This window comes from Aeromonas sp. s13, assembly GCF_040907905.1.
Taxonomy (GTDB): Bacteria; Pseudomonadota; Gammaproteobacteria; order Enterobacterales; family Aeromonadaceae; genus Aeromonas; species Aeromonas veronii.
The window spans coordinates 145,363-162,919 of record NZ_JBFOCS010000025.1 but is presented as its reverse complement, the minus strand read 5'-3'; the positions used below and the strand labels follow the sequence as shown (position 1 = coordinate 162,919).

General features: G+C 57.1%; 16 protein-coding genes and 1 riboswitch. Of the genes, 6 read left to right on the top strand and 10 right to left on the bottom strand.

Annotated features, from left to right (window positions below):
• The first annotated feature begins 282 nt into the window (after positions 1-282).
• Complete coding sequence (locus AB5Y82_RS03360) at positions 283-1,005, top strand: 4'-phosphopantetheinyl transferase superfamily protein (protein ID WP_111899467.1); 723 nt, start codon at positions 283-285, stop codon at positions 1,003-1,005.
• Positions 1,002-1,850, top strand: coding sequence for a tetratricopeptide repeat protein (locus AB5Y82_RS03355; protein ID WP_111899466.1), 849 nt, complete (start codon positions 1,002-1,004; stop codon positions 1,848-1,850). The genes AB5Y82_RS03360 and AB5Y82_RS03355 overlap by 4 nt, the downstream gene beginning before the upstream one ends.
• Positions 1,851-2,006: 156 nt before the next feature.
• On the opposite strand, the gene AB5Y82_RS03350 is transcribed toward AB5Y82_RS03355, so the two are convergent.
• Positions 2,007-2,249: an Lpp/OprI family alanine-zipper lipoprotein gene (locus tag AB5Y82_RS03350; RefSeq protein ID WP_005334342.1), complete on the bottom strand. Its 243-nt coding sequence runs from the start codon at positions 2,247-2,249 to the stop codon at positions 2,007-2,009.
• A 225-nt stretch (positions 2,250-2,474) separates the two neighbouring features.
• Positions 2,475-3,128, bottom strand: a complete 654-nt coding sequence (gene ribB / locus AB5Y82_RS03345; RefSeq protein ID WP_005334344.1) for a 3,4-dihydroxy-2-butanone-4-phosphate synthase — start codon at positions 3,126-3,128, stop codon at positions 2,475-2,477.
• A gap of 106 nt (positions 3,129-3,234) precedes the next feature.
• A riboswitch (FMN riboswitch) is annotated at positions 3,235-3,391 on the bottom strand.
• 259 nt (positions 3,392-3,650) lie between these two features.
• On the opposite strand from ribB, the gene purU reads away from it, so the two are divergent.
• On the top strand, positions 3,651-4,487 hold the full coding sequence (purU, locus tag AB5Y82_RS03340) for a formyltetrahydrofolate deformylase (RefSeq protein WP_005361738.1): 837 nt from the start codon (positions 3,651-3,653) through the stop codon (positions 4,485-4,487).
• Between the two features lie 79 nt (positions 4,488-4,566).
• On the opposite strand, the gene AB5Y82_RS03335 is transcribed toward purU, so the two are convergent.
• Together AB5Y82_RS03335 and cls are read right to left on the bottom strand one after the other, a co-directional pair.
• Positions 4,567-5,829 carry a DUF945 family protein gene (locus AB5Y82_RS03335; RefSeq protein WP_159144006.1) on the bottom strand — a complete coding sequence of 421 codons (1,263 nt, stop codon included), beginning with the start codon at positions 5,827-5,829 and terminating at the stop codon, positions 4,567-4,569.
• A 107-nt stretch (positions 5,830-5,936) separates the two neighbouring features.
• On the bottom strand, positions 5,937-7,418 hold the full coding sequence (cls, locus tag AB5Y82_RS03330; protein WP_005361740.1) for a cardiolipin synthase: 1,482 nt from the start codon (positions 7,416-7,418) through the stop codon (positions 5,937-5,939).
• A gap of 97 nt (positions 7,419-7,515) precedes the next feature.
• Between cls and AB5Y82_RS03325 the strand changes: the two genes are divergently transcribed.
• Positions 7,516-8,058 carry a DUF1439 domain-containing protein gene (locus AB5Y82_RS03325; protein ID WP_368173649.1) on the top strand — a complete coding sequence of 181 codons (543 nt, stop codon included), beginning with the start codon at positions 7,516-7,518 and terminating at the stop codon, positions 8,056-8,058.
• 5 nt (positions 8,059-8,063) lie between these two features.
• Here the strand turns inward: AB5Y82_RS03325 and AB5Y82_RS03320 are convergent, their stop codons facing one another.
• Positions 8,064-8,504, bottom strand: coding sequence for a GNAT family N-acetyltransferase (locus AB5Y82_RS03320; RefSeq protein ID WP_041980377.1), 441 nt, complete (start codon positions 8,502-8,504; stop codon positions 8,064-8,066).
• Between the two features lie 340 nt (positions 8,505-8,844).
• Between AB5Y82_RS03320 and AB5Y82_RS03315 the strand changes: the two genes are divergently transcribed.
• The gene (locus AB5Y82_RS03315) at positions 8,845-9,582 is read left to right on the top strand and encodes a lytic transglycosylase domain-containing protein (RefSeq protein ID WP_368173651.1); all 738 of its coding nucleotides are present in this window, start codon (positions 8,845-8,847) and stop codon (positions 9,580-9,582) included.
• A 92-nt stretch (positions 9,583-9,674) separates the two neighbouring features.
• On the opposite strand, the gene aqpZ is transcribed toward AB5Y82_RS03315, so the two are convergent.
• Both aqpZ and AB5Y82_RS03305 read right to left on the bottom strand, forming a co-directional pair.
• A complete protein-coding gene (gene aqpZ, locus AB5Y82_RS03310; protein ID WP_368173648.1) occupies positions 9,675-10,364 on the bottom strand; it encodes an aquaporin Z in 690 nt (229 codons plus the stop codon).
• A gap of 270 nt (positions 10,365-10,634) precedes the next feature.
• A complete protein-coding gene (locus AB5Y82_RS03305; RefSeq protein ID WP_139442495.1) occupies positions 10,635-10,847 on the bottom strand; it encodes a DUF1653 domain-containing protein in 213 nt (70 codons plus the stop codon).
• 381 nt (positions 10,848-11,228) lie between these two features.
• Here AB5Y82_RS03305 and AB5Y82_RS03300 point away from each other — a divergent pair, with 381 nt between their 5' ends.
• Positions 11,229-12,443 (top strand): pyridoxal phosphate-dependent aminotransferase, encoded by a 1,215-nt coding sequence (locus AB5Y82_RS03300; protein ID WP_005334367.1) that lies wholly within the window; start codon positions 11,229-11,231, stop codon positions 12,441-12,443.
• A gap of 63 nt (positions 12,444-12,506) precedes the next feature.
• On the opposite strand, the gene AB5Y82_RS03295 is transcribed toward AB5Y82_RS03300, so the two are convergent.
• The 3 genes from AB5Y82_RS03295 to AB5Y82_RS03285 form a co-directional block, all read right to left on the bottom strand.
• A complete protein-coding gene (locus AB5Y82_RS03295; RefSeq protein WP_005334369.1) occupies positions 12,507-13,982 on the bottom strand; it encodes a YfcC family protein in 1,476 nt (491 codons plus the stop codon).
• A 162-nt stretch (positions 13,983-14,144) separates the two neighbouring features.
• The gene (gene fabV, locus AB5Y82_RS03290; RefSeq protein WP_005361765.1) at positions 14,145-15,338 is read right to left on the bottom strand and encodes an enoyl-ACP reductase FabV; all 1,194 of its coding nucleotides are present in this window, start codon (positions 15,336-15,338) and stop codon (positions 14,145-14,147) included.
• 287 nt (positions 15,339-15,625) lie between these two features.
• Positions 15,626-17,251: a methyl-accepting chemotaxis protein gene (locus AB5Y82_RS03285; RefSeq protein WP_021229324.1), complete on the bottom strand. Its 1,626-nt coding sequence runs from the start codon at positions 17,249-17,251 to the stop codon at positions 15,626-15,628.
• Between the last annotated feature and the right edge of the window lie 306 nt (positions 17,252-17,557).

Genomic DNA, 17,557 nt, shown 5'->3' with positions numbered 1-17,557 from the left:
GTAGCATCAGGTGGCGCAATCCTTTATCCCCGCTAAATAGTAAATCTTGTTAAAATACGGCCCCAAAGGGCAATTTATAAGGCAACAGCACCCGACTATATCCAAGAATTCTATCGAGGCAAGTGAAAATCCCAATCAAGCTCACATTTTTGCAAGGAAATGCACGATTTTTCATAATTAATGTGATCATGCCCAAACAATATACAATCGCAAAAAGAACCTTGGGCCTCATAGATAACTGGCTTTTATCCCTGCTTCAGCACCTTTTTAAAGTGAAAAATCATGATCGAAACCGATCTTTTTTTGTTAAAACCGGCCAGGGTATGCCAGGAACTGCTTGCTCAATTGCCTGAAGGGCTGTCAACCGATGAGCAGCATATCTGGCAAGCCATGACCCATCCTGAACGACGTCAGGAATATCTGGTGAGCCGCGCCCTGCTGCGCCAGCTATTGGCCGGGCGGCTGCAACAACCTGCCGCCAGTCTGCAATTTTGCAACGGCCCCCACGGCAAGCCCCGACTGCATGATGATGCTTGGCAGTTCAATCTGAGCCACAGTGGCAGCTGGCTGGTGCTGGCGCTCTGCCCACAGGGGCCGCTGGGGGTGGATATCGAACTGGGCAAACGGCGGCATCACCCCCTCCCGCTGGCCCGCCGCTTTTATGCACAGAGTGAATATGAGTGGCTCTGCGCACTGCCTCCTCAAGAGCAGGAGGGGGCCTTCTACCGGCTCTGGTCGCGCAAGGAGGCGGTACTGAAAGCCCACGGTGGCGGCATAGCGGCGGGACTGGAGAAGGTGCGGTTTCTCCCGGAGGAAGGATGGCGACTCGACAACCGGCTCGATGACACCCCTTATCAGGTACAGGATTGGCCCTTTGCCAGCGGCTGGCTCAGTCTCGCGACAACGGCAGCCCCCGTGACCTTTTACCGGCTGGATGAGCGCTTGAATTGCCACTCGCTTAACCCCATGTTACTCAACACCCTTTCTGAAGAGTCCAACTCATGATCGTCGACATTACTCCCCAGAATTTTCACGCTGAACTTATCGATGCGTCCATGAAGAAGCCGGTCGTCATCTATTTCCATGCTCCGCAGATGCCGGAGTGCCAGGGGATGACACCGCTGATCGAATCACTGGTTGGGCCCGCCAATGAGCAGGTCACCCTGGCCAAGGTGGATATGAACGATCCCCAGTTGCAACCGCTCGCCAGCCAGCTCGGCCTGCGTGCCCTGCCGGCGCTGGTGCTGTTCCATCAAGGTCGCCCTGACGAACAGGGGATCATCGAAGGGCCACAGGATGAAGCCACCCTGCGCCAGTATTTCGCCGCCTTCGCCCCCAAAGAAGAGGAGGAGTTGCTGGCCAAGGGGCAACAGGCACTGGCTGACGAGCAGCCCAGCATCGCCTATGCCCATCTGACCAAGGCACACCAGCTGGCTCCTGAACGTCACGACATCAGCCTGTGGCTGATCCAGGCTGCGCTCGACCTCAATCTGCTGGAGGAAGCGCAGGAGCGCCTCGGCGCCATCCCGATGGTAGCGCAGGATAGCCACTTCCATACCCTGAGCTCACGGCTGGCGCTGGCCCTGCAAGCGGCAGACAGCCCGGAGCTGCGCGCGCTGGAAGCCCGTCATGCAGAACAGCCTGATGATTTTGCCCTGACTCAGGAGCTGGCGGTGCAATACAACCAGGCTGGTCGTCAGGAAGAGGCGTTGGGACTGCTGCTGGAGATCCTCAAGCGGGATTTGGCATTCGGCGATGCCAGAAAGACCTATCTCGATATTCTGGCGACCATGGGCAGCACACCGGCGGCACAGAGCTACCGTCGCAAACTCTATAGTCTGCTCTACTGATCGGAATCGAACTGGCTGGTAATGATGGGGGAGTGCCGGGAGACCGGCATGACCTCATGGGTCAAGTACGAAAAAGGTGCTGTGGGAATAGTGGAGATACGGTGAATTTCAGGCAAAAAAAAATGGCGCAAAACTGCGCCATTTTTTTCGCATGGATTACTTCTTGTAGGAAGTAGCCATGTTGTCGATGCGCTGGTTAGCACGCATAGCTTCTTGCTTGGCTTCGGCAACATCAGCAGCGATTTTGGACTGATCAGCACGAACTGCGCTAACATCTTGAGCCAGTTGGTCAACTTTGTTAGACAGATTCTGAACGGAAGTTTCCAGTTCGCTGGTGTTTGCACAACCGCCCAGCAGAGCGGACAGACCAACAACACCTACCAACAACAATTTTTTCATTTTTAAAGCTCCCTTGAACTCGCCAGACGTTTAGCAAGCGGCGTGATTATGGCACAAAAAAATCCTACTTTGCATAGTCCCCACCACAGATAAATGCATTAAAACCCTCATTTTTTTTTGAATGAACAGTTTTTGTCCAGATTCGTCTAAAAAATGAGTGCCGTGTGGTGGGGGCACGGACAAAGGTTAACCAAATTTTTGCCTTATTACAATTTCGTATGAGGCTCAGGCTGTACGTTCTGACAACAATTGACGATATTGCACCAGATCCTCGATGGTCAGCACCGGCATCTGGTGCTTGCGACCGAACGCAACCAGGTCTGGCAGACGCGCCATCGAGCCATCTTCTTTGGTCAATTCACACAACACACCAAACGGTTTGAGGCCAGCCAGCTGCATCAGATCGACCGTCGCTTCGGTATGACCCCGACGGGTAAGCACCCCACCGGTTCGCGCACGCAACGGGAAAACATGACCCGGGCGGTGCAGATCGCCCGGTTTAGCGCCGTCTGCGATGGCTGCACGGATGGTGGTGATGCGATCAGCCGCCGAGACACCGGTCGTGACCCCCTGCGCCGCTTCGATGGTCACGGTAAAGGCGGTCTGGTAGTGACTGGAGTTGGCCTCCACCATCATCGGCAGTTCGAGCTGGCGAACCCGCTCGTCGGGCAGGCAGAGGCAGACGATACCGGAGCACTCGCGGATCATCAGCGCCATCTGTTCATTGGTCATGGATTCGGCGGCGAAAATGAGGTCGCCCTCGTTCTCCCGATCTTCATCATCGGCCACCAGCACGCCGCCTCCGGCACGCAAGGCAGACAGGGCCGCTTCGACACGGGCAACGGGATCACCGAATTCACTGAGTAGAGACTGATTCATGGTAAAACTCCTAAACAAGACAAGGACCAGAATCAGGGCATGGAAAGGCAGACAGAGACGGGCATGCAGCGGCCAGCCCACAAAAGGGCCAACACGGCAAGGTCTGTCTTATCCTCTTTCATCCGGACTATGACCGTCGGCTCCGGCATCTCACCGGATCTGCTGACCCCGACCTGGCAATCAGCCGGGTCGGGCGCTCGCGGGCTCCCCGAGTCAATCGGGATACCGCCGGTGGGGAATTGCGCCCCGCCCTGAGAATAAGCGCAGACAGCCTAAAGAAAAACGGTTGCAGATACCAGCCAAAATCCCCCGCAGGCTGAAAAGCGTTTCAACATTGCGCCCGGGATCCCGCTCTGCGGCACGCTCGCCAGCACGAGAGGCCATGACTGGCGAATTTCTTTATGGCTCGGATCGGTTTATGGCATAGTTCCCGAAACAAAAAAACAGCGCCCGAAAAGAGAGCCTGAACAACGCTGCCGGCGCAGACAGCAGCGCCAACACCACAAACGGAAAATGACAGAGATGGAAAAGAAAATACTGCTCACGGATTGCCCGGATGCCAAAGGGCTCATCGCCAAGATCACCAACATCTGCTACAAGCACCAGCTCAACATCATCAAGAACGATGAGTTTGTGGATCACGAGAATGGCCGCTTTTTTATGCGTACCGAGCTGGAGGGGCGCTTCAACGACGAGACCCTGCTGGCCGACCTCGATGATGCCCTGCCCACCGGTGCCCAGCGCCGTCTGGTCAAGGCGGGCAAGAAGCGCATCGTCATCCTGGTGACCAAAGAGACCCACTGCCTCGGCGATATTCTGATGAAGAACTACGCGGGTGCGCTGGATATGGATATCGTCGCGGTGATCGGCAACTACGATACACTGGCCGAGCTCACCGGCAAGTTCGATATCCCGTTCCACACCGTCAGTCACGAGGATCTGAGCCGGACTGAACATGAGGAGCAGGTTCGCGCCATCATCGACAGCTATGAGCCTGACTATGTGATCCTGGCCAAGTACATGCGGGTGCTGACCCCGAGCTTCGTCGAGGCCTATCCGCGCAAGATCCTCAACATCCACCACTCCTTCCTGCCCGCCTTCATCGGTGCCCGCCCCTACCGGCAGGCGTTTGATCGCGGCGTCAAGCTGATCGGCGCCACCGCCCACTTCGTGACCGACGATCTGGATGAAGGCCCCATCGTCGAACAGGACGTGATCCACGTCGGTCACGCCTTCAGTGCGGACGATATGGCCAAGGCGGGTCGGGATGTGGAGAAATCGGTGCTGAGCCGCGCGCTGGAGCTGGTACTGAACGAGCGGGTGTTCGTCTACGGCAACAAGACCGTAGTCTTCAAGTAATCCGCCCACACGGCACGTATGCAAACACCAGAAACAACAACGGCTCCCGCGGGAGCCGTTGTTGTTTCTGTGCCGAGTGTCAGAGCGGCAGACCGTTTACCGTCACCGCGCCCTTCTCCAGCTTCAGTTCGGAGGTCAGCGCTTGCTTGTCGGCCTTCAGATAACCCATCAGGGTCAGCTGATCGAGCATGGGTGCCAGTTGCGGCACCGCCTTGCCCAACTTGTCGCTGAGGCTGGCATGCAGCACGCCGGAGAGGGCCTGCATTCCCGCGTCGCTGTTGAACAGCTGCTCCAGCGAGGTGGAGGCCAGCTTCACGTCCCCCTTCATGGTCACCGCCTCACCGTTGAGCTTGGCGCTGAGATCGGCCAGTTCAAGGGTCGCGCCACGTTTGAGCATCTTGTCCAGCGCCTGCTGGATGGCGGCATCTTCAACCCCCTTGCCACCGGCGGCCTGCAGCCCCTGATACCCTTCCAGATCCAGACCGTTGAGGTTGAGCGCCAACTTGCTGTCGGTCACCGCCAAGGTGTCGGTCTCGTTCTCCAGATCCAGCTTGGCAATTTTCATCTGATAGCTGCTGGAGAGGGTCTGGGCATCATCACCGGTCAGCTGAGTCTCGGTAGTCATCCCCTGCAGGGCGACCTTGACGCTGTCAGGCAGTTGTACCGTGAGGGCCGAGAGGGTCATCTCGCTCTGGGGCGAGAGGAGCACACCGCTGATCTCGGCAATGTCGGCACTCCCTTTCAGATCAGCCAGCACCAAGTCCATCTTGCTCTGCTCTTCATGGACCGTCATCCCCTGCCAGGTCATGGTGAGGTGACCATTCCCCTCCAGATTGCCGTGGAACTCGCCGCTCAGGGGCAGGAAGCTGAACTCGTCCAGCCCCTGTTTGATCTTGAATTCATTGGCCCAGAAACGGCTGCTGTTACCCTGGGTCCAGAGACTGGTGACCGACTCCAGACCGAGTTCCCACTGCTCCATGCCCAGTGCGGTGAAAACCGGCGCTAGCGTGCCATTATGGGTATCGAGCAGGAAGTGGCTCTTGATGTAGAGCGGGAGGATCTGGCTCTTGACCACCAGTTGCAACTCGATGGGCTGACTGCCCTCCAGCTCGCTGTCGATGGCAGCCAGCTCCTCCGGCGTCACCACGACCTTCAGGACCCCGTCACGGGTGAAGAGGTTGCTGCTGCCCGGCAGCCACTGCATGTCGAGCCCACTCTCTTTCTCCACCTTGGCGATCTGCTCCGCCATGATGTTGTCGAAGCTGTTGCCCGTGTACCAGCACGCAGCCAGACCACCACCTACCAGTGCCGCACCCACGGCGAGGGCCACTATCTTTTTCATATATCCATGTGTCTCCAGGGAGTTGTCACTGCACTCTACGGGGCGGACTCGGGGCTAGGCAAGTCCAATCAGATGGCGAGTCCACTTTCTTGCGGCTCGCCACAACATCACAGCAAGGGGCTGAAGAGATAGAAGATGTTCTCCATCGCCTTCTTGTACCAGGGGCGGGCCTGCCATTGGGCCAGGGTCATCGGGGTGGCTTCCGCCATATAGCCCTGTACCAGCCGGGTCATCTGGGCCACGAACGAGGGGTTGTCCACCAGCAGGGTCACCTCGAAGTTGAGCCAGAGGCTGCGCCGATCCAGATTGACCGTCCCCACCAGCGCGAAGTCATCATCCACCAGCACGCTCTTGGTATGGAGCAGACCGGCATCGTAGCGGTAGATCTCCACCCCAGCCGCCAGCAACTCCTCCATAAAGGCGTTGCAGGCGTAATTGGCCATGATGGAGTCATTGCGTGCCGGCAACACCAGCTGCACCTGCACCCCGCGCGCCGCCGCCGAACTGAGTGCGGCTGCCAGCGGATCGTCGGGTACAAAGTAAGGGGTCGTCAGCACCAGATGGCTGCGCGCCTGATAGATGGCCAGCAGCAGGCTCTGCTGGATGCAGTCGCCGCCGACGAATGGGCCGGACGGGATCAGCTGGGCGCGGTAGTTGGTCTGGGGCCAGGCTTCCGGCTCATGCTGCAGACTGTCGAGCAGCCGCTCGCCGGTCTCCATCTCCCAGTCCCAGACAAAGATCGACCACATCAGCGGCACCATGGGCCCCTGCACCCGGATCATGATGTCGACCCACTGGCCGACCCCTGCATCCTGCTTGAAGAAACGGGGATCCACCATGTTCATGGAGCCGGTGTAACCCACCCTGTCATCGATCACCACCAGCTTGCGGTGCATCCGCAGATCCTGACGCTGGAACAGAATGCGCCAGGCGCCGACCGGCAGCACCTCCACCAGCTTGACCCCCGCCTTGCGCAGCTTTTTGGGCCAGTGGGAGCGGAAGAACTGCTTGCTACCCACCGAATCGAGCAGCAAGCGACAATCCACGCCGCGTTGCGCCACTTCAATCAGCGCCTCGCACACCTCGTCGGCATCGCCGCCCGGATGCCAGATGTAGAACTCCAGATAGCAGGAGAGCGTCGAGCGACGGATATCCTGGGCAATCTCGCGCAAGATCCAGTCCGGCTTGTTGAGCAAGGTCATGCGGTTGCCGGAGAGCATCGGCATGGCGAGCCGTCCCTGGATGAGATCGTGCAGCGGCTGTGCCTTGGCGCCCACTTCGCAGCAGTGTTGCGGGAACAGACGGGCCAGTTGGCGGATCCAGATGGCATAAGGGCGATACATGGCCTGGGCGCGCTCGGCACGGCGGCGCCCCAGCTTTATTTCACCAAACAGCACATAGAAACCCACCCCGGCAAACGGAATGGCATAGATCAGCGCCAGCCAGGCCAGCGACACCCCGATGGGACGGCGTTTCATCACCACCCGAAACGACACACCGGTGACAATCACGGTATGAAAAAGCAGTAGCAGCCAACCCAGAAAACGGGAAAACAGCAGTTGAAGATCGTGTTCCAGACCGTTAAACAACGGGGACTCCTTCTAATCGACAAACAGCGCGGTGGGCAGATCCCAACCGGCCGGGATGGTATGCTGTAAGGCAAATCCATTCTATCAGGTCGCACGCATGATCCTGCAATCTATGCTGCTCAGCCTGGCCATGCTAGGCCAAGGCTCATATGACATCAATGAGCAACAGATAAACCAGTACCTGCAATCTCAGGTGCAAGTCGACAAACAGCTGGAGCTGCCGGGCATCATCAAGGCCCATGTGACGCTTGAGCAGAGCGACGTCCAGATCGGTCGCCAACGCCCCGATACTGCCCGGGTCTATGGCAAGGGCAAGCTCAAAATCGCCCTGCCAGACAATACCGAATATGACGCCCGCCTGCAGATGACCTATGAGGCGAGACCCCGCTATGACAAGAGCCTGAGCGCGCTGTTTCTCGATAACATGAAGCTGGTGGAGTACAAGCTGGAGCCGGAGGCGGCCGAGAAGAAGTTCGGGCTGATGCTCAACATGCTGCTGCAGAGCATGGAGAAGCGACTCGAGACCAAGCCGGTCTACAAACTCAATGACAAGGACCCGGATCAGGCCTGGCTGAAGGAGAATCTGCTGGGGCTGGAGCTGTCACCGGGCAAGATCCACCTGCTGACCAAACCTCGCTAAATCGCTCAATTCAGGAGGGGCTGGGTGGTATCCCGTACCAACAGCTCCACCTGATACCCCTGCTGCTGTTGCCGCTCGTAGAGGGAGAAAAGCGACCCGCTCAATTGATTGAGGGGCATATCGGCAAACCCGGCCTTGAGATAGAAAGGCTTCTCGAAGGGCAGCGCCTGACAGACCACAGGTTTGTCCAACAGACCGTGACAGGCGTGCTGCAGCAGCCGTGACCCCAATCCCAGCGACTGGTAGTGGGGCAACAGGCGAAAGCCGCACAGATGGTAAAACTCCTCCTCGTCCCGCAACCGAACCGCCCCCACCAGCCAGTGAGCATCACGTACGACAAAGATCCGCTCGGCCAGATCCGGCACATAGTGGGAAAACGTCGTCTCGTAATAGTCCCTGATAAGGGAGAGGTCGGCGTCGCAGTACTCTTCGAAAGTGAGTTCCATCGCCAGCTTGCTTGTCACAGACAAATCCTTTGATAATCAGTTATTAGTGCCAGATACGGTGCGCTAATCCGACCACATGACGCCAGCACGATAGCATGCCTTTCGTCAACAAAAAAGCGGACGTCATGGGCAGCTTGCTTACCCGGTGGAAGAGGCCATGACCCACCGCCTGACGGCCAAAACCGTGCTTTATGATGACAATCCTTTATTGCGGCGGATACTTTGATCCCGGTCACCGAATCGGATCATTTGCCCCCTGTTGGCCGCTTGTTCTGCCCTCGTCATGATGCTTTACTCAACATGGTCATCACAAGAAGGAGTATCAGGGTTGAAAGCATGGATGCTGGCAGGCCATATGTTGTTGATCCCCCTGAGCGGATGGAGTCAGACTCCCCCTCCCGCGGAGGTGATCTTCCTGACCGCAGCTCCCTCCCCCTTGCGTCCGGTCAAAGATGCCACTCCCGTCCCACAACCCGACACCGCTCAAACGACAGCAGTCGCCACCAACGGCAAGAAGCAGATCCAGGTCTATAAATCGGTGCAACAGAACGGGGTGGTACGCTACTCCGACATGGCGCCCGAACAGGGCCATTACGAGCTGCTGCTGTTCAACGACTGCTTCGCCTGCGACCCCAAATCCAGCGTCAACTGGCAGACCACAGGGCTGTTTCTCTATGACTATGCCAGCACCATCAAGGCGGCCGCCAAAATCTATCAGGTTGAGCCTGCGCTGATCCGGGCGCTGATCCATGCGGAATCCGCTTTCAATCCGCTGGCGGTCTCCCGCAAGGGGGCGATGGGCCTGACCCAGCTGATGCCCGCCACAGCGCGGGAGCTGGGGGTCGGCAATGCCTTGCTGGCGGAGCAGAATATCTTCGGCGGGGTGAAATACCTGGCGGGACTGCTCAAGCAGTATGACGGCAACGTGGCGCTGGCGACCGCGGCCTACAACGCCGGCGCGGGCGCCGTACAAAAACATGGCGGTATCCCGCCCTATGCGGAAACCCGTGCCTATGTGGAGCGCGTCCAGCTCCTTCACCTGCGCTACAAAGAGATGCTGCAGGCCAAAGGGCTCTGAGGTTAGCCTCAGTTAATGCTCTTTTCTTGCCCCTCCAGAAACAAAAAACACGCCCGCAGGCGTGTCGATACCACACTTTGTTTCGCAAATGATTACTTCTGCTCAGTCGCCACCAGGCGATAAGCCAGCGCACCCAGAATGGCACCGACAATCGGGGCAACCCAGAACAGCCACAGCTGGCTGATGGCCCAGTCACCGACAAACAGCGCAACACCGGTACTGCGGGCCGGGTTGACCGAGGTATTGGTCACCGGAATGCTGACGAGGTGGATCAGGGTCAGGCACAGACCGATGGCGATCGGCGCGAAACCGGCAGGCGCACGGCTATCGGTGGCGCCCATGATGACGAACAGGAAGAAACCGGTCATCACCACTTCACACACCAGTGCGGCAGTCAGGCTATAACCACCCGGAGAGTGCTCACCGTAGCCGTTGGAAGCAAAACCGGCAGAGAGATCAAACCCGGCCTGACCGCTGGCAATCACGTAAAGCACGGCAGCGGCGGCAATGCCACCCAACACTTGCGCCACGATATACGGCAGTACACCGGATACCGGAAAACGGCCACCCGCCCACAGACCGACGGTCACGGCCGGATTGAGGTGGCAACCGGAGATATGGCCGATGGCAAACGCCATGGTCAGCACGGTCAGACCGAAAGCCAGCGAGACCCCCAGCAGACCAATTCCGACGTGAGGGAAGGCCGCAGCCAGCACGGCACTGCCGCACCCGCCCAATACCAGCCAGAAAGTGCCCATAAACTCAGCAGCAACAGGTTTCACATTATTTCTCCCATTTGAGATAACACCGAACAAGACCCGAGAAGGGCCCATGCTTGAACAAGCGCAGCATTATGGGAGTGTGAGTCCAGATTGCGAACCCGGCAGGCGGGGCTCACTCAATGTGACATTCGTCACAATTAGTTGATTAGATAAGGGATTTATCATTAAGGTAGCTGGCTGCACATCTCATACCCAAGGGCGTCATGCGACAACTTGTGACACCGTTTAGCTCGAGTGCTCATCCCTTGAACGATAAAAACGGAGGCGTGGTCAGTCTCCTGCAGGGGCAAAACGGCTGACAACCTGCCCCTGATGCTCAATCCACTCCATAAACATGGCGACGGGGCGGGCATAGACCTGACCATCCTGCTCGGATTGATAAATGACCAGCTGCTCCCGGGTTTCAGTGTGCAGAGCCAGGGCAAGCACTTGATAGTAACCCCCCTTGAAGTGACGATAGCGGCCTGGAACGGGTGCTTGCATGGGAAAACCTCACAGAAGTGAACGCCGATGAGCGAACCACATAAAGATGACACCATGGGTGCCATTCAACTCATCGAAAAGGGGGACGAAGACGATTTTTTACACAAGCCAATCGTGCCACAGGATCCGGATATTGCAACACAGTCAGGCAGCATTGTTAATTCGTTCCCCATGTTTCACTAGTTAACCTTGGTTAGCACCAAAGATTGTGCTGAATTTAACGTTCTAGCAACCCTGTTTTAGGGCTAAAAATCAGGGAATTCTTCTAAAAAGAGGATTGTTCTAGCATTCAATTCTGTGAAGAATAGGGGAAAAGAAATTTGATACTAAAAATCGCCTTTTTCGCCAACGCGTCCCTGTGGGGAAGGAATCACTGTCACCATGTTCACAATCGACAAGTCGCACAAGCTCGACGATGTCTGCTATGACATCCGCGGCCCGGTGCATAAAGAGGCTCGCCGTCTCGAAGACGAAGGCCACCGCATTCTCAAGCTCAACATCGGCAACCCGGCCCCGTTCGGCTTTGATGCGCCGGAAGAGATCATCAAGGATGTGATCCTCAACATGCCGCTGAGCCAGGGCTACTGCGACTCCAAGGGGCTCTTCTCTGCCCGTAAAGCGGTGATGCAGTACTACCAGCAAAAAGGGATGCGCAAGGTCGATATCGACGACATCTACATTGGCAATGGCGCCAGCGAGCTGATCGTGATGGCGATGCAGGCGCTGCTCAACAATGGCGACGAGATGCTGGTGCCCTCCCCCGACTACCCGCTCTGGACCGCCGCCGTCACTCTCTCCGGTGGCCATGCGGTGCACTATCGCTGCGACGAAGGGGCTGACTGGTACCCGGATCTCGACGATATCCGCGCCCGCATTACCCCGCGCACCCGCGGCCTGGTGCTGATCAACCCCAACAATCCGACCGGTGCAGTCTACGGCAGCGAGTTCCTGCTGGAGGTGATCGAGATCGCCCGCCAGCACAACCTCATCATTTTCGCCGACGAGATCTACGACAAGATCCTCTACGACGATATCTCCCACACCAGCGTCTGCACCCTGTGTGACGATGTGATGGTGGTGACCTTCAACGGCCTCTCCAAGGCCTACCGTGCCTGCGGCTTCCGTCAGGGCTGGATGGTCATCACCGGTCCCAAGGGCCGTGCCCGCGGTTACATTGAAGGGCTGGAGATGCTGGCCTCCATGCGACTGTGCGCCAACGTGCCGATGCAGCACGCCATCCAGACTGCGCTTGGCGGCTACCAGAGCATCAACGAGCTGATCCTGCCGGGCGGCCGCCTGCGCAAGCAGCGGGACAAGGCGTGGGAGCTCTTGAACGAGATCCCCGGGGTCTCCTGCGTCAAACCCAAGGGGGCGCTCTACATGTTCCCGCGCCTTGATCCCAAGGTGTATGACATCCGCGACGATCAGAAGATGGTGTTCGACCTGCTGCAGCAAGAGAAGCTGCTGCTGGTACAGGGCACCGGCTTCAACTGGCCGGCACCGGATCACTTCCGGCTGGTGTTCCTGCCCCGCGAAGAGGAGCTGGAAGATGCCATCGGCCGCCTCGCCCGCTTCCTCAAGGGCTACAAGCAGTAAGCAAAGCTCATGAAAAAGGCTCCCGCGGGAGCCTTTTTGTTATCTGTGGTTTTATCCGTGCCATCAGCCGTGCAGCAGGGCACCGGCCACCAGCACCGCCATGGTGATGAGGGCTACGCCGATGATAAAGGGCAGCACCCAGCGCACAAAGCGATCGTAGGGGATCTTGGCGAGTGCCAGACCGGCCACCAGATGGGCGGCGGTGGGGGCGAACAGGTTGATCCAGCCGGAGGCGGACTGATAGGCGGTGATCACCAAATCCCGGGAGATGCCGGAGAAGTCAGCCAGCGGCCCCATCAGCGGCATGGAGACGGTCGCCAGCCCCGAGGTGGAGGGGATGAAGAAGCTCAGGATGATGTGCACCAGATAGGCCATCAGGATGAAGACCGACGAGGATAGTCCGGTCACCAGCCCTTCAGCCCAATGCAAAATGGTGTCGATGATGACGCCCTGCTCCATCACCACATAGATGCCGCGCGCCACCGCAACCACCAGTGCCACCCCGATAAGATCCCGAGCGCCGCTCAGGAAAGTCGCCACATAGTTGGACTCCGGCATCCGGTTGATCAGCGCAATCAGGATGGAGGCACTGAAGAACAGGGTCGAGAGCTCGTCAAACCACCAGCCAAAGGTGGGCAGCACGTCGATCCCCAAATCCGACCAGGGCACCACCGCATAGATCATCAGCAGGAAGGTGCCGAAGAAGACCAGCATGGTGAGCTTCTGCTTGCCGGTGAAGGCGAGGTTGCCGCTCTTCATCTGGGAGAACTCGTCGTCATAGACGATATCGGCCAGCACGGAGCGGGACTTGTCCTGCTGCACCTGCTTGGCATAACGCATCACGAACCAAGAGGCGAAGATCACCAGCAGCAGCCACTGGATGACCCGCAGGCCAATCCCCTCACCGATGGGAATGCCGGCAAAACCGGAGGCAATACCGGTAGCAAACGGGTTAACGGTGGAGGCGAGCACCCCGACCCCGGAGCCGAGCAGGATAATGCCCGCCGCCACCATGCGATCGAAGCCCGCCGCCATCATCACCGGCACGATCAGCGCCCAGAAGGCAACCGTCTCTTCCGCCATGCCGAAGGTGGAGCCGCCGAGGGCAAACAGGGCGATCAACACAGGAATTAGCAACCGCTCACGCCCGGCAAAGCCACGCACAATGGCCCCAACCCCGGCATCAAGCGCACCGCTCTGCATGGTCACCGCGAGAAAACCGCCGATGATGAGCACGAACAGCGCCACATCGGCCGCCTTGTGAAAACCCTGGATGGGCGCCTTGAGCACCTCGAATACCCCTTGCGGGTGGGCGGGTAACTCGGTGTAGCTCCCAGGCACCGGCAACAGCCGCTCGTCGCCGCTGTAATCGGCCACGGCCGCTGCCGCCACCGGCTGCTGGGTCTTGGCGGTGACATAGTCATATTTGCCCGCTGGCAGCACCCAGGTGAGGGCGGCCATCAGCGCGATGATGATGAAAAGCAGGGTATAAACTGTGGGGAGTTGGCGCTTCTTGGGCGCCTCGTTTGGAGTGGTCATAGCTTCCGTACCTCGGCAATGCCGTCTGTGATCCGATCAGCGCAAGACTAGCGGGTTTGATATGGGAAAAAGGTGATCGCTGATAATAAAATTCCGCAAATTAGCGGGATTTTTGCCAAAAAAACAGGGCCCCGTGGGGCCCCGTTTTCACTTGAGTCAGACTCAGAGCTCGACCACGTCGAATTTCACGTCCGGATTTACATCCGCATCATAATCGACCTCATCCAGACCGAAACCGAACAGGCGCAGGAACTCCTGCTTGTAGCCGGTGTAATCGGTCAATTCGGAGAGGTTTTCGCTGGTGATGGACGGCCACAGGTCACGGCAGGTCTGCTGAACATCTTCGCGCAGTTCCCAGTCATCCATGCGGATGCGAGCCTGATCGTCCAGCGCCATGTCGGACGCGTAGAGACGGGTGCGCATCATGCGATCCACCTGCTCCATACAGCCCTCGTGAATGCCCTTCTCCTTCATGATCTTGAAAGCCATGGAGATATAGAGCGGCATCACCGGAATGGCAGAGGAGGCTTGAGTCACCACGGATTTCAGCACGGCCACGTGAGCGGTGCCGCCCTTGGCAGCCAGATCGCCACGGATGGCTGCAGCGGCGCGGTCCAGATCTTCCTTGGCGCGGCCCAGAGTGCCATGCCAGTAGATTGGCCAGGTCAGATCGGTACCGATGTAGGAGTAGGCCACGGACTTGGCGCCGTCAGCCAGCACGCCGGCATCACGCAGGGCAGCCATCCACAGCTCCCAATCCTGACCGCCCATCACAGTGATGGTGTTCTGGATCTCTTCCTCGTTCGCCGGCTCGACGGTGGCGGTGATGATCTGATCCTTGTTGGTATCGATGGCGGTGGTGGTGTAGACCTCACCGATCGGTTTGAGGGCAGAGCGCACCACTTCGCCGGTTTCCGGCATCTTGCGCACCGGAGAGGCCAGGGAGTAGACAACCAGATCAATCTGACCCAGATCCTGCTTGATAAGCTCGATCACCTTGGCGCGGCACTCGTTGGAGAAGGCATCGCCGTTGACGCTCTTGGCGTAGAGGCCCGCCTCTTTAGCTGCCTTGTCGAAGGCGGCAGAGTTGTACCAGCCAGCGGTACCGGTCTTGGACTCGGTGCCCGCTTTTTCAAAGAAGACGCCGAGGGTGGCGGCGCCGCTACCGAAGGCAGCCGCAATCCGGGAGGCCAGGCCATAACCGGTGGAAGCGCCGATCACCAGCACCTTTTTGGGACCATTCTCGATGGTGCCCTTGGCCTTGGTATAAGCGATCTGGCGACGAACATTGGCTTCACAACCGACCGGATGAGTGGTGGTGCAGATAAAGCCGCGAACCTTGGGTTTGATGATCATATGGGGTCTCGGATCCGTTTAATGGATGAAATCGGGGCATAAGATACCTCATCTTGCCGCGATAAGGTGCTCTGATGTGTTGAACTGCGGCAAAAATGGCCATTCAGGGTGACAGCTGCCGTCAAAAATGCACATTTTTTCGGAAAGCCTCACTTCATCAGTCCGGTAATGAATCTTCCCATATCTATGGAAACCGATGACATGTTTCAACACAGGTGCAGTACGACCAACATGATACAAAAAGGCCCCGAACTCTCGGGGCCTGGGGGTAATGTCATCGAACTATATCAAGCGGCATGTGATCGCCATTTAAAATGATTAATCTGTGTTCTCATTGACTTGGCCATCTCATCAAGACGCTGACACTTGGCCGATACATGGGCTGCCGAGTCCGAGGTATGTACTGCGATATCGGCAATATTGACCATGCTGCGCGTCATCTCTTCGGTGACTTTGCTTTGCTCTTCGGCTGCAGCGGCGACCTGCACATTGAGATTATTCAGATCATCCACGGCACTCACAATTTCTTCCAAAGAGACGCCGCAGGTCAGCATCAGGGTATTCGTCTTCTCCACTTCAGATAATCCGATATTCATACTATCAACAGCCATAGTTGCATTCTGTTGCAGGCGATTGACGGTGTTCTGGATTTCTCCGGTAGAGTTTTGGGTGCGCTGAGCAAGTACCCGGACTTCATCAGCCACAACAGCGAAGCCACGCCCCTGCTCACCAGCTCTGGCGGCTTCAATTGCCGCATTCAGTGCCAGTAAATTGGTTTGTTCGGCAATCGAGCGAATAACCCCCATCACTTGGGTAATGTTATTGCTTTCGATGGCCAGGTTTTGCAGCACAGTGGATGTATTTTGCAATTGACCAGAGAGCAGAGCCATATTCCCAATGGTCTCCTTGACAACCGCTTGCCCCTCTTCCGCCTTGTTTTCAGCCTGACGGGCGGCAATTGCAGCACTATTTGTATTCTGGGCGATTTCGTTAACCGTTGCGCTCATCTCATTCATCGCCGCAGCGCTCTGATCTGTCTCCAGACGCTGCTGGGCCATTTGCTCTGCACTGGTTAGCCCCAGCTCGTTCAGTGCATCGGCGCCTGTCGATAACTGTTCGGCCACGTCATCCATTTCGCCAATCAATCTGCGGAAATGGCTAACCATATCATTCAGCGCCCGTGCGACTTGCCCCAATTCATCTTCCCGAATGACGGGGACGGTGACGGTCAAATCCTGCTCATGCTGCAATTTGTAAAGCGCTCTGCGCAAAGCGGTGAGCGGTTGACTGATCCCGCGAAAAATCCAGATCCCCAGCACGGATAAAGCGAACAGGGCAATCCCGGTGATGGAGAGGAAGGCAAATGAGAAATCAACGGCCAGACTTTCCAGGGTACCAACATGCTCATCTGCAAATCTCAGCTGGAGTTCAACCAGCTTGCCCAGCTCCTCATTAAAAGGATCAACCGTGCTGTATAACTGATGAATTGCCTTATCAAGAGGAGCTTTTAATGAAAGATCACTCTTAATACCATCCAGTGTAATGTCGGCTTTGTTCATCAATACCTGGGCAGACTCCGCAATCGCCCGCTCTTCCGCAGACATCTTCTGGGCCATGTAACGCTTCCATTCCGTTGCGGCTTTTAACTGCGCTTCAGTAACGGAACGTTTTGCCTCTTCACGGGTGATTAATCCAACATGCGCTTTATTGATCGCATCAACGACACTGACCGCATACAAGTCTGAAATCAGCTTCAGTTCGGATAACTGCTGCACCTCCTCTTCATTCACCTGATGGGCAGCCTGATTCATCAGGCGCATCCCCCAAAGGGAGAGAGTGCACAGCAAAATCATACAAAACAGCGGTACCACAACCAGCATCAATAATTTGCTACGAACCGAGATCCCTTTCATGGTGTCGTCCTCATACTCAGGCCACTGGTCGTTTAATATGCAATTGATACACCAAGCATCACGCGACCACTCATTTCAATACAATCACCCGCTTACCTCATTAAAAAGCGCGGTCTGTGCACCATAGTGCAATGCAAGTTGCAACCTGTTCGCAAAACCAGACCTTAAACACATCACCGCAGAAGAAGGGCTAATGCCCTTATTGATAATGCGCTTTTTGAGTCTATTCATCATTTCGTTGATGTCTAATCTTCGCAAAGCAAAATCCGTAGCGTGTTGCAGCCTGCATCGTCCATGAACTGATGG